Consider the following 11,849-nt stretch of genomic DNA (forward strand, 5'->3'; position numbering starts at 1 on the left):
CGGGACCGACACCGCGATGACCAGAGGAACCCATGAACCGCGACGCCGCTGCCACTGACGACACGACGATCGACGTCGACGATTGCTGGAACCGGATCGGCACGCACGGCGACCGCTCGTGCGAGCGGCTGGCCGACTGCCAGCGCTGCCTGAACTGCCCGGTCTACGCGTATCACGCGGCGAAGCTGCTCGAGCGTCCGCTCGGCGACGCCGAGATGGCCGACGCGACACGCCGGATGAGCGCGTTCCGTGCGACGAGCGTGCGCGACGACGACGGCGATACGCGCCACGCGGCGCTGGCGTTTCGCGTGGCCGACGAATGGCTCGCGCTGCCGATCGGCGTGCTGCGCGAGATCGCCGGCACGCGCCCGATCCATTCGCTGCCGCATCGCCGCAATTCGGCCGTGCGCGGCGTGGTCAACATCCGCGGCACGCTGCGCATCGCGATCTCGATCGGCGCGCTGCTCGGCCTCGACGCAGGCAAGGGCGGCAACGGCGGTGGCGACGGCCGTTTCACGCGGCTGCTGGTGGCTGCGCACCAGGGCGAACCGGTCGTGTTTCCGGTCGACGAAGTCGAAGGCGTGCTGCGCTTCGGCGCATCCGACTGGGTGCCCGTGCCGGCGACGGTCGGGCGTGCGAGCGCCGGCCTGTCGCGCGGCGTGCTGTCGTGGCGCGGCAAGTCGGTGGGCCTGCTCGACGACGATCGCCTGTTCGATGCCGTGACACGGAGCATGCGATGAGCGGCGACGACGATCTGAGCCACCTGTCGCTGCTCGAGCTGTATCGCGAGGAGACGCGCACGCAGACCCAGGCGCTGTCCGAGCGGCTGCTCGCGCTCGAATCGGGCGAACCCGATGCCGTCGCGCTCGAGGCGTGCATGCGCGCCGCGCATTCGCTGAAGGGCGCCGCGCGCATCGTCGGCGTGCCGCTCGGCGTCGACATCGCGGGGCGGATGGAAGAATGCTTCGTCGCCGCGCAGGCCGGCACGATCGCGCTGACGGCCACGCACGTCGACGTGCTGCTCGCCGGCGTCGACCTGCTGGTGCGCGTCGGCGATCCACAAGGGGCGCCCGTGTCGCCGACCGAGATCGACGTGTTCGCGGCGGCGCTGACGGGCGCCGATGCCGCGCAGACGATACAGGCGGCCGTCGTGCCGCCGTCGGCCGTGCCGTATCGCGAGCACGACGGCGCCGCGAACGAGTCCGTCGGGGCCGGCGCCACGGTGCCGCCGCTCGCGGTGTCGGGCACGGTGCCCGATCCGGTCCAGGCCGGCCGCGTGGCCGGCGCCGGCGCGATGCGCCGCGTGCGCGCCGATACGCTGAACCGGCTGCTGAGCCTGTCCGGCGAATCGCTGGTCGAATCGCGCTGGCTCAAGCCGTTCGCCGAATCGATGCTGCGCGTGAAGCGTGCGCAACGCGACGCCGCCCGTTCGCTCGATTTGATGTACGAACAGTTCGCCGACGATCTCGACGCGGGCATGCTCGCGTCGATGAACGAAGTGCGGCACATGCTCAATGACCTGCAGCGTTCGCTCGCCGAGCGCATGGACGAATTCGACCGCTTCGAGCGGCGCAGCACGCATATCGCCGAGCAGCTCTACGACGAGGCGCTGCAATGCCGGATGCGGCCGTTCGGCGATGCGACGCGCGCGTATCCGCGCATCGTCCGCGATCTCGCGCGCTCGCTCGGCAAGCAGGTGCGCTTCTCGATCGTCGGCGAGGGCACCCAGGTCGACCGCGACATCCTCGACCTGCTCGACGCGCCGCTCGGCCACCTGCTGCGCAACGCGATCGACCACGGCGTCGAGTCGCCCGACGCGCGGCTCGCGCGCGGCAAGCCGGCCGAGGCGAGCGTGACGCTGGAGGCGCGCCACAGCGCCGGCTCGCTGCTCGTCAGCGTGATCGACGACGGGCCGGGCGTCGACATGGACGCGCTGCGCGCGGCCGTCGTGCGCCAGCGCCTGACCGACGACGAGACGGCCGCGCGGCTGTCCGATCCCGAACTGCTCGAATTCCTGCTGCTGCCGGGCTTCTCGATGCGCGATGCGGTGACCGACGTATCGGGTCGCGGCGTCGGCCTCGACGCGGTGCAGGAGATGGTGCGCGGCGTGCGCGGCGCGGTGCGGATCTTCAACGAGCCGGGCGCGGGCATGCGCTTCGTGCTGCAGTTGCCGCTCACGCTGTCGGTGATCCGCAGCCTGCTCGTCGAAGTCGGCGGCGAACCGTATGCGTTCCCGCTCGCACACGTGCGCCGCACGCTCGAGCTCGCGCACGACGATATCGACGTGCTCGAAGGGCAGCCGCATTTTCCGTTTGACGGCCGGCGCGCGGGCCTCGTCGCCGCGCACCAGTTGCTCGATGCGGGCGAACCCAACGGGGCGCGCGGGAGCACGGCGGTCGTGGTCGTCGGCGGCGAGCCCGAGTTGTACGGCGTCGCTGTCGACCGTTTCCTCGGCGAACGGATGCTCGTCGTGCAGCCGCTCGACAGCCGCCTGCACAAGATCCAGAACATCGCGGCCGGCGCGCTGCTCGAGAACGGCGACCCCGTGCTGATCGTCGACGTCGAGGACCTGATCCGCTCGGTCGACAAGCTCGTGCGCGGCGGGCAGCTCGCGCGGCTCAAGCGCGACCCGCAGTTCGCGCTCGTCGACCGGCGCCGCCGCGTGCTCGTCGTCGACGATTCGCTGACGGTGCGCGAGCTCGAACGCAAGCTGCTGGAAAAGCGCGGCTACGACGTGACCGTCGCGGTCGACGGGATGGACGGCTGGAACGCGGTGCGCAGCGATGCATTCGATCTCGTCGTCACGGATGTCGACATGCCGCGCATGGACGGCATCGAGCTCGTCACGCTGATCAAGAGCGATCCGATGCTCAAGCGCGTGCCGGTGATGATCGTGTCGTACAAGGATCGCGACGAGGATCGCCGCCGCGGGCTCGATGCCGGCGCCGACTACTACCTCGCGAAGAGCAGCTTCCACGACGAGGCGCTGCTCGATGCCGTGCACGACCTGATCGGGGGTGCGCGCGGATGAACATCGGCATCGTCAACGACCTGCCGCTGGCCGTGGAGGCGCTGCGCCGCGTGCTTGCGCTGCGGCCGGACCACCGCGTGCTGTGGGTCGCGACCGACGGCGACGAGGCAGTGGATTTCTGCATCGCCCATCCGCCCGATCTCGTGCTGATGGATCTCGTGATGCCGAAGGTCGACGGCGTGGCGGCGACGCGGCAGATCATGGCGCGCGCACCGTGCGCGATCCTGATCGTGACGGTCAGCGTCAGCGCGAACACGTCGTCGGTCTACGAGGCGATGGGCGCGGGCGCGCTCGACGCGGTCGACACGCCGACGCTTGCGCTGGGGCTGTCGACCGACGCATCGCCGCAGGCGCTGCTCGGGAAGATCGACCAGATCGGCCGGCTGCTCGAAAGCCGTACCGCGGCGCTCGTGCCGCCGGGGCCGACGCCCGCGCGCGGCCAGCCGACGCTCGTCGCGATCGGCGCGTCGGCGGGCGGGCCGACCGCGCTCACCGCGCTGCTGCGCGCGCTGCCGGCCGATTTCCCGGCTGCGATCGTGATCGTCCAGCACGTCGACCAGGCGTTCGCGCTCGGGATGGCCGAATGGCTCGACGGCTACACGCGGCTTCCCGTGCGCGTCGCGCGGCAGGGCAGCGTGCCGCAGGCCGGCGAGGTGCTGCTCGCGGCGACCAACGATCACCTGTACCTGTCGCCGCGCGGCGTGCTCGGCTATACGCGGCATCCGGTGGAGACGCCGTACCGGCCGTCGATCGACGTGTTCTTCAACAGCGTCGCCGACGGCTGGCAGGGCGAGGCGCTCGGCGTGCTGCTGACGGGCATGGGGCGCGATGGCGCGCTCGGCCTGAAGGCGATGCGCGCGAAAGGCTGCTACACGATCGCGCAGGACGAGGCGACCAGCGCCGTCTACGGGATGCCGAAAGCGGCCGCGGCGATCGGCGCGGCATCGGCGATCCTGCCGCTCGAGCGGATCGCGCCGCAACTGATCTCGCGCATCGCGCGCGCGCCGCGCGACTGACGCCGCGCCGGGGAGCGCGACGCCGTTCCGGCCCGGTGCGCCGGCGCTGCATTGCGTGCGATGCGCGGCGTCGCGTACAATTGCGGCCTGCGGAGATGGCATGCCTCCCTGCGGTCGTTGCGGCGCGTTGCGCGCGGCGCGGCCCTCAACCGCCGGTTTGCCCGGCTGATGATGCCTGCGTGTTCCTGGGTTGTCAGGAGGTCGCAGGCCGTCCATGCGGTATTCTGCCGCCCAGGTTTTGATGTTCTGTCGAATCTGGAAATCATGTTTTTCACGACTTCTGCCGACCTGCTCGCGACCGTGCGCTACGTGTGCCGCTGGCTCGCGCTTTCGGCCCTGCTCGGCGCGCTGGCCGGCACGGCTTCCGCGCTGTTCCTGATCGCGCTCGACTGGGCGACCGGCACGCGCATGACGCATCCGTGGCTGCTGTGGGGGCTGCCGGCCGCCGGTTTCGCGACCGGGTGGATCTATCATCGTTTCGGCCAGTCGGTCGCGCGCGGCAACAACCTGCTGATCGACGAGATCCACGACCCGAAGGCGCTCGTGCCGAAGCGGATGGCGCCGCTCGTGCTCGTCGCGACCGTCGTCACGCACCTGTTCGGCGGCTCGGCCGGCCGCGAGGGTACCGCCGTGCAGATGGGCGGCGCGCTCGCCGATCGCGTCACGCAGGTGTTCCGCCTCGATCGCGAGCATCGCCGCGTGCTGCTGATGGGCGGCATCGCGGCCGGTTTCGCGTCGGTGTTCGGCACGCCGCTCGCGGGCGCCGTGTTCGGGCTCGAGGTGCTCGCGATCGGGCGCGTGCGGTACGACGCGCTGCTGACCTGCGTCGCGTCGGCGATCGTCGCGGACGTCGTGTGCCGCGCGTGGGGCGTGCATCACACGGCCTATGCGATTCCGTTCGTGCCGGCCGTGTCGGCGACGGGGCTGGCCGTGACGGTCGTCGCGGGCATCGCGTTCGGCGTCGTCGGACGGCTGTTCGCGTTTGCGACGCATGCGCTGACCGCGGGGTTCCGGCGCGTAATCCGCTATGCGCCGCTGCAGCCGGTGCTCGGCGGCCTGCTGGTCGCGGCGGCGGCCACCGTGCTGAACGTGCCGCAGTATCTCGGCCTCGGCATTCCGACGATCGAGGCCGCGTTTCACGGCCCGCTGCCGCTCTACGATTTCGCGGGCAAGTTCGCGTTCACCGTCGTCACGCTGGCGTCGGGGTTCAAGGGCGGCGAGGTGACGCCGCTGTTCTACATCGGCGCGACGCTCGGCAACGCGCTCGGCCAGGTGCTGGCGCTGCCGGTGCCCGTGCTCGCGGGGCTCGGCTTCGTCGCGGTGTTCGCGGGCGCGGCCAACACGCCGATCGCGTCGACGATCATGGCGATCGAACTGTTCGGCGCGGATATCGGCGTGTATGCGATCGTCGCGTGCGTCGTCGCGTATCTGTTTTCGGGGCACGCGGGGATTTATCGCGCGCAGCGCGTGGCGGTGGGGAAGGGGGCGCAGGCCGAGGCGGAGTGAGGCGGAACCGTGGGTCGAGGTGTTTGCCGACGGAAGCCGGTACTAGGTGATCCAGCGGATCACCTGGCACGCCGGCATCCGTTACTTCTTCGGCAGTCGCGCGACATTGCGCGCCAGCAGCTCCTCGATATCGACGCCTTTTTCCGCCAGCAGCGTCGTGACGACGCCGGTCAATTCGCCGAGCGTTTCCTTGACCGATTCCCGGATCGTATCCACGACGACCTGCGTGCTGCGCTCGATCTCGATGTTGACCTTGTCGTTGACGCCCTTCGCATCGAAGGTCGTCGCGCGTCGCGTTTCCGGGATCAGCCAGATTTCAAACCAGCCTTCGTCGCGATTGACGTCCGAAACGGTGAGGCTGCAGCCGTTGATCGCGATATAGCCCTTCGCGAAAACATATCGTTTGAATTCGGCGGGCACGCCGATGCGAATCATCCGGTTGTGCTCGGACGACGCGATGTGCAGGATGGTCCCCGGGAAGTCGACATGGCCGGACAGCGGATGCCCGCCGATTTCCGCGCCGTCCTTCGCGGCCCGCTCCACGTTGATCCGCGAGCCGGTCGCCAGATCGGCCAGCGTGGTGATCTTCAGGCTCGGCAGCATCACGTCGAAGTCGATCAGCTCCGGCGAATGGATGGTCGTCACCGTCAGGCACACGCCGTCGACGGAGACGCTGGCGCCGATCTCGATGTCGTCGGTAAACCGCTCGGGGAATTCGATGCTGAAGGTTCTCAGCTCCCCGTGATCCTTGATGGCCTGGATGACGCCAACGCCCTGGACAATGCCTGTAAACATGGTCGAACCCTCGTCGCAAATTTCCTGGTCGACATGATAAGTGATCCCGGAAAAGGCGACGCGGCGGCGCGCGGCTCAGGGGCGGCCGGCGATATTCGCGGACGCAAAAAAGGCCGTGCACGTGGCACGGCCTCGATCCGAATCCGGTCGGGTCAACACGGCCCGGCGGTGATGATCCCACCGCCGGGCCGCATCGCGACACGCTTGCGTCAAGCCTCGGCCGGCTCGCCCAGCGGCCCGGCGGCGTCATCCGCCGTGCGCCGGGGCGAATCGATCAACCCCTTCGCGAGTTCCAGCGCCTGCCGCTCGAACAGCCGGCGGTAGATGCCGCCGTCGATGCGGATCAGCGCGTCGTGGTTGCCTTCCTCGATCACCTTGCCGCGATCGAGCACGAGCAGCCGGTCGAGCGCACGTACGGTCGACAGCCGGTGCGCGACGACGAGCGTCGTGCGGCCGACCATCAGCCGCTCCATCGCCTGCTGGATCAGCAGCTCGCTTTCGCTGTCGAGGCTCGACGTCGCTTCGTCGAGGATCAGGATCGGCGCATCGGCGAGGAACGCGCGCGCGATCGCGACGCGCTGGCGCTCGCCGCCCGACAGCTTGATCCCGCGTTCGCCGACGAGCGTGTCATAGCCGTCCGGCAGCGCGACGATGAAGTCGTGCGCGCTGGCGAGCCGCGCGGCGCGCTCGATGTCCGCGCGACTCGCGTCGGGGCGCGCATACGCGATGTTCTCCGCGAGCGTGCGGTGGAACAGCACGGGCTCCTGCTGGACGATTGCGATCTGGCTGCGCAGCGAATCCTGCTGCACGCGCGCGATGTCCTGCCCGTCGATCGTGATGCGGCCGCCCGATACGTCGTACAGGCGCTGGATCAGCTTGATGAACGTCGTCTTGCCCGACCCCGAGTGGCCGACGAGGCCCACTCGCTCGCCGGGCGCGATCCGCATCGAGAAATCGTCGTACAGCGGCACCGGATGGTTGCCGTAGCGGAACGTCACGTGCTCGAAGCGGATCTCGCCTTGCCCGATCCGGATGGCCGGCGCGCCGGGGCGATCGTCGATGCCGAGCGGCTGGCGTTCGAGCGCGACGAGTTCTTCCATGTCGTTCACCGAGCGCTGCAGGTTTCGGATGTGCATGCCGACGTCGCGCAGGTAACCCTGCAGCATGAAGAACATCGTCAGCGCGAACGCGATGTCGCCGACGCTCGCCTCGTCGTTCGCCCACAGCCGCAGCGCGACGCCGATCATCGCGGCCTGCATCGCGACGAGCATCGCGCCCTGCAGCCCGCCGTTGAATGTGCCGCGCACCCACGTGCGGCGCGTGCGCTGCCGCCACTTGCCGATCACGCGCGCGAGCCGCGCTTCCTCGCGCGTCTCCGCGCCGAACGCCTTGACGACCGCGTTGCAGCTCACCGCGTCGGCGAGCGCGCCGCCCATGCGCGTATCCCACAGGTTGCCGAGCCGCGCGGCCGGCGCGACGACGCCGAGCGACACGGCGACCGTCACCGCGATGTACAGGAGCGAGCCCGCGCCGACGACGAGCCCCATCACGGGCCAGTGCGTGCCGAGCAGCACGGTTGCGCCGACCAGCATCGCGACCGACGGCAGCAGCGCGATCAGCACGGTGTCGTTCAGCAGGTCGAGCGCCCAGATGCCACGCGTGATCTTGCGCACGGTCGAACCCGCGAAGCTGTTCGCGTGCCAGTCGGTCGAGAAGCGCTGCACGCGGTGGAACGATGCGGCGGCGATCTCGCTCATCATCTTCAGCGTGAGCGTGATGATGTTCAGGTAGACGCCTTGCCGCAGCACCGTCGCGCCGATGCCGAGCGCGGCGAGCGTGCCGAACGCGACGATCGCCGAATGCCATGCGGCGGCGCGGTCGGTCAGGCCGGTCGACAGCGCGTCGACGAGGCGGCCGGCGAACAGCGGCGTGAGCACGTCGGCGAGCGCGGCGAGCAGCGCGAAGGTCGCGACCGTGGCGATGCGCGCCGGCTGCTTGCGCCAGTAGCGGATGGTGAAGCCGAAGACGGCCTTGAATGCGTGGCCGCCCAGATGGGAGGTTTTTCTGGTCATTTATCATTGCCCGGCGCATCGCGCGACGGGACTTTCCGGTTCGGAGAACGTCGAAAACGCAACAGCCGGAGCCGCGTGGAAAACGCGGGCGGAACGAAACGGGCTGTCGGGAAAAGCGCGGCTGACGGGTTAGCGAAAAACTCGGGAGCCGGCGCGGACGGCGGGCTGGATCAGCTGCGCCGTGGGACCACGTTCGGGAAGGTTGCTGGCATTCGGAACATCTGCACCTCCCTGAAGTGAACGGTTGAAAGGACGCCGAAAAGACGTGTAAAGATTCTATCAGCAGTGTTCTGCACGCTGCAACGTCTGACGAATGCGGCGTTGCGGCGTCGATACGGTTAGTATTCAGGGTTTCGGCCCTTCTTTTGCGGGGCTTTCCGCGAAGCGGCGGCGCAAGGGCCGGCGGGCGCATCGATTACACTTCGGCGTCCGCGGCACGCGACGGTGCGTGCGTCCCGGCGCGACCCGACACAACGAGCGGCCAGCCGATGCGGCCCTCGAAGATTTACCCCCCGATACACTCCTGAGGAAACGATGAGCGACGTTCAGCAAGGCATCCTGGCTCCGATCGACACGGCGGCCCGATACCTCACTTTCACGATTTCGAATGACGGCAATGTGGCGGCGGCACTGGCCGCGCTGCGCGAGATCGTCGACGGGCGCGACACGGTCGTCGGTTTCGGACAGGCGCTGGCGGCGCACCTCGGGCGCCCGGTTCCGGGCCTGACCGACTATCCGGCGTTCGCGGTGAAGGACCGCACGCTGCCGGCGACGCCGGCCGACGTGTGGGTCTGGCTGCGCGCCGACGATCGCGGCGAGATCGTGCTGCGTGCGCGGGCGATCGAGCGCGCTCTGGCGCCGGCGTTCGCGCTGCAGGACGCCGTCGACGGCTTCCGCTATTCGAACGATCGCGACCTGTCCGGCTACGAGGACGGCACCGAGAACCCGACCGGCGACGACGCGCTCGACGCGGCGATCGTGGCGGGGCAGGGTGCGGGGCTCGACGGTTCGAGCTTCGTCGCGGTCCAGCAGTGGCTGCACGACTTCGACCAGATGGAGCGCATTCCGTCGGGCGACATGGACAACATCATCGGGCGCCGCCGCTCGGACAACGAGGAACTCGACGACGCGCCCGAGTTCGCGCACGTGAAGCGCACCGCGCAGGAAAGCTTCGAGCCGGAGGCGTTCATGCTGCGCCGTTCGTCGCCGTGGGCGGACGCGCGCCGCGCGGGCCTCTACTTCGTTGCGTTCGGCTGCTCGTTCCGCGCGTTCGACGTGCAGATGCGCCGCATGAGCGGCGCGGACGACGGGATCGTCGACGGCCTGTTCCGCTTCACGCGGCCGCTGACGGGCGCGTATTTCTGGTGCCCGCCGATGAAGGACGGCAAGCTGGACCTGTCCGCGCTCGGACTGTAAGCGCCTGGTCGGATCGATGGACGGGCGGGCTGCGCATCGTGCGCGGCCCGCCCGTTTTGTTTGTCAGGCGTCGATGGTGTGCCGCGTGCCGCTCGCCGCGCACGTCACTTCAACGTCGTCTCGATTCGCGTACCGCGCTTGATGAACTGCGTCACGGGCGTCTTCTCGCAGATCTCGGCGAGGCGCTGGCGTTGCGCGTCGTCGAGCGGGCCGTCGAGCGTCACGACGCGGCGCACGTATTGCACGCCTTCGCGATCGGCATGCAGCTCGGTGCGCACGTCGATGCGCGCGGCCGGCCACGACTTGCGCTGCATGTACATGCGCAGCGTCGCGGCCGTGCATTGCGCGAGACCGGCAAGCACGAACTCGTACGGCGCCGGCCCGCGATCCTGGCCGCCTTCGCGCGGCGCTTCGTCACCGGTCAGCGCATGCGTGCCGGCCTGCAACTGGACGACGTAATCGGGCGCGTCGGCATCGAGGACGGCGGCGGCATGGATGAGCGACATGGCAAGTCTCCGGTAAGCGGGAAAAAGGAAGCGGGCGCCGCATGGCGGCGCGAACCCGTCAGCATACCGTTTCGGTCGTAACGGCGTCCGCAGCGTGTTATGCGTCGGCGACGCCCGCGCTGCTGCGCACGAGCGCGGCGATGCGTTCGCGCACCCACTGGTGCGCGCGATCGGTGTCGCGCGATTCGTGCCAGTACGCGAGCAGCGGGAACGGCCTGAGCCGCAGAGGCAGCGGCCGCACGACGATCGGCAGCAGCGCGGCCATCCGCAGCGCATAGGTGTGCGGCAGCGTGACCAGCAGGTCGCCGGTCGCGGCGATCTGGCATGCGGCGAAATAGTGCTGGCAGGTGAGCCGGATATCGCGGAAGCGCCCGTCGCTGCCGAGCAATACGTCGAGCGATTGCGGTTCGCCGAACGACGACACCGCGATATGCCGCGCCGCGAAATAGTCGCCGCGCCGCAGCGGGTCGCGCGCGAGCGGATGATCGCGGCGCAGTGCGACGACGAGCGAATCGTCGAGCAGGTGCTCGGTGGCGATGCGCGGGCCCGTCTGCACGCGACGCTCGACGGCGAGATCGAGATTGCCCGATGCGAGTTCGCGCTCGATGTCGGGCACCGAGATGCGACGGCTCACGAGCCGCAGGCCCGGCGCTTCGTCGGCGAACGCGGCGACGATCCGCGGCAGCGCGATCGATTCGAGCACGTCGCGAATGCCGACCGCGATGCTCAGGTCGAGCGTTGCGGGATCGAATGCCGATGGATCGCGCACGGTGCCTTGCAGGCCCTTCAAGTGCAACTGCACGTCCGCGATGATCGACCGCGTGCGCTCGGTCGGCACGACGCGGTTGCCCTGGCGCACGAACAGCGGATCGTCGAAATGCGCGCGCAGCCGGTTGAGCGCGTGCGTGACCGCGGGCTGCGTGAGATGCAGCGCGCGGGCGGCCGCGCCGATGCCGCCGTGCACGTAAACGGCGTCGAGCACGCGAAACAGGTTCAGGTCGAGACGGTGATCGGCGGGCACGGGGCGCAGGCGGCGTGGTGAACGGTGGATCGATTCTAAAGGATGCGCAGGCAACGGATGCGCGGGCTTTCGTGTGCGGCGATCGATGACGTTCGATGCATGTCGGGGCCGTTCTGGCCGGTATGCAACCGCAGCTTCGTCCGATGCGCAATGCAGCGCAATGCAGCGAAACGCGCGCATCGTGACGCATGACGGCGCAATGATCGGCTTCATCGACAGGCTCGATTCCGTGTTGGCATACGATCAGTTCGCGACAGCCTGTAGTAATCCGCCATCATGCTGTCCACGTCGGCCATTTCGCGCCAAAGGCGCTACCCGTTCGGCTAAGATGCCGTCGCTTCATATTTCGGGATAGCCGTCCTGTCGCACGCATTCAAACCAAATATAAGCCTGACAGTTCGACGGTATTAGAAGAAGTCGAAACAAGTCGGGGGCTTGGCCAGTGAATGCAGCAGATCAGAGGTGGGTCGTTATCTATTTGAGTAC

Annotated in this window: 9 protein-coding genes and 1 riboswitch; of the genes, 5 read left to right on the forward strand and 4 right to left on the reverse strand. The window is 69.0% G+C overall.

What is annotated here, in order from left to right; genetic code table 11:
• The first annotated feature begins 32 nt into the window (after positions 1–32).
• From KVT39_RS17770 to KVT39_RS17785, 4 genes are all read left to right on the forward strand, one after another.
• On the forward strand, positions 33–740 hold the full coding sequence (locus tag KVT39_RS17770; protein WP_034185127.1) for a chemotaxis protein CheW: 708 nt from the start codon (positions 33–35) through the stop codon (positions 738–740).
• On the forward strand, positions 737–3,031 hold the full coding sequence (locus KVT39_RS17775; RefSeq protein WP_217589892.1) for a hybrid sensor histidine kinase/response regulator: 2,295 nt from the start codon (positions 737–739) through the stop codon (positions 3,029–3,031). The genes KVT39_RS17770 and KVT39_RS17775 overlap by 4 nt, the downstream gene beginning before the upstream one ends.
• Entirely contained in the window at positions 3,028–4,047 is a 1,020-nt protein-coding gene (locus KVT39_RS17780; protein ID WP_034185129.1) for a chemotaxis response regulator protein-glutamate methylesterase, read from the forward strand. Before KVT39_RS17775 ends, KVT39_RS17780 begins: the two co-directional genes overlap by 4 nt.
• 82 nt (positions 4,048–4,129) lie before the next feature.
• A riboswitch (Fluoride riboswitch) is annotated at positions 4,130–4,232 on the forward strand.
• A 79-nt stretch (positions 4,233–4,311) separates the two neighbouring features.
• Positions 4,312–5,553: a voltage-gated chloride channel family protein gene (locus tag KVT39_RS17785; protein WP_217589893.1), complete on the forward strand. Its 1,242-nt coding sequence runs from the start codon at positions 4,312–4,314 to the stop codon at positions 5,551–5,553.
• A gap of 81 nt (positions 5,554–5,634) precedes the next feature.
• Here the strand turns inward: KVT39_RS17785 and KVT39_RS17790 are convergent, their stop codons facing one another.
• Positions 5,635–6,348, reverse strand: coding sequence for a riboflavin synthase subunit alpha (locus KVT39_RS17790; RefSeq protein WP_217589894.1), 714 nt, complete (start codon positions 6,346–6,348; stop codon positions 5,635–5,637).
• Positions 6,349–6,557: 209 nt separating this feature from the next.
• Positions 6,558–8,420, reverse strand: a complete 1,863-nt coding sequence (locus KVT39_RS17795; protein ID WP_217589895.1) for an ABC transporter ATP-binding protein — start codon at positions 8,418–8,420, stop codon at positions 6,558–6,560.
• Between the two features lie 534 nt (positions 8,421–8,954).
• On the opposite strand from KVT39_RS17795, the gene KVT39_RS17800 reads away from it, so the two are divergent.
• On the forward strand, positions 8,955–9,836 hold the full coding sequence (locus KVT39_RS17800; protein WP_217589896.1) for a Dyp-type peroxidase: 882 nt from the start codon (positions 8,955–8,957) through the stop codon (positions 9,834–9,836).
• Positions 9,837–9,940: 104 nt separating this feature from the next.
• On the opposite strand, the gene KVT39_RS17805 is transcribed toward KVT39_RS17800, so the two are convergent.
• Together KVT39_RS17805 and KVT39_RS17810 are read right to left on the reverse strand one after the other, a co-directional pair.
• Complete coding sequence (locus KVT39_RS17805; RefSeq protein WP_034185134.1) at positions 9,941–10,342, reverse strand: OsmC family protein; 402 nt, start codon at positions 10,340–10,342, stop codon at positions 9,941–9,943.
• 97 nt (positions 10,343–10,439) lie between these two features.
• Complete coding sequence (locus KVT39_RS17810) at positions 10,440–11,363, reverse strand: LysR family transcriptional regulator (RefSeq protein ID WP_217589973.1); 924 nt, start codon at positions 11,361–11,363, stop codon at positions 10,440–10,442.
• Positions 11,364–11,849 lie beyond the last annotated feature (486 nt).

This window comes from Burkholderia sp. GbtcB21 (assembly GCF_019091065.1).
Classification (GTDB): Bacteria; Pseudomonadota; Gammaproteobacteria; order Burkholderiales; family Burkholderiaceae; genus Burkholderia; species Burkholderia pyrrocinia_C.

Excerpts from the sequence above, each read along its gene's own strand:
- KVT39_RS17770 (WP_034185127.1), top strand. The coding sequence starts at position 33 with ATGAACCGCGACGCCGCTGCCACTGACGACACGACGATCGACGTCGAC.
- KVT39_RS17775 (WP_217589892.1), top strand. The coding sequence starts at position 737 with ATGAGCGGCGACGACGATCTGAGCCACCTGTCGCTGCTCGAGCTGTAT.
- KVT39_RS17780 (WP_034185129.1), top strand. The coding sequence starts at position 3,028 with ATGAACATCGGCATCGTCAACGACCTGCCGCTGGCCGTGGAGGCGCTG.
- KVT39_RS17785 (WP_217589893.1), top strand. The coding sequence starts at position 4,312 with ATGTTTTTCACGACTTCTGCCGACCTGCTCGCGACCGTGCGCTACGTG.
- KVT39_RS17790 (WP_217589894.1), bottom strand. The coding sequence starts at position 6,348 with ATGTTTACAGGCATTGTCCAGGGCGTTGGCGTCATCCAGGCCATCAAG.
- KVT39_RS17795 (WP_217589895.1), bottom strand. The coding sequence starts at position 8,420 with ATGACCAGAAAAACCTCCCATCTGGGCGGCCACGCATTCAAGGCCGTC.
- KVT39_RS17800 (WP_217589896.1), top strand. The coding sequence starts at position 8,955 with ATGAGCGACGTTCAGCAAGGCATCCTGGCTCCGATCGACACGGCGGCC.
- KVT39_RS17805 (WP_034185134.1), bottom strand. The coding sequence starts at position 10,342 with ATGTCGCTCATCCATGCCGCCGCCGTCCTCGATGCCGACGCGCCCGAT.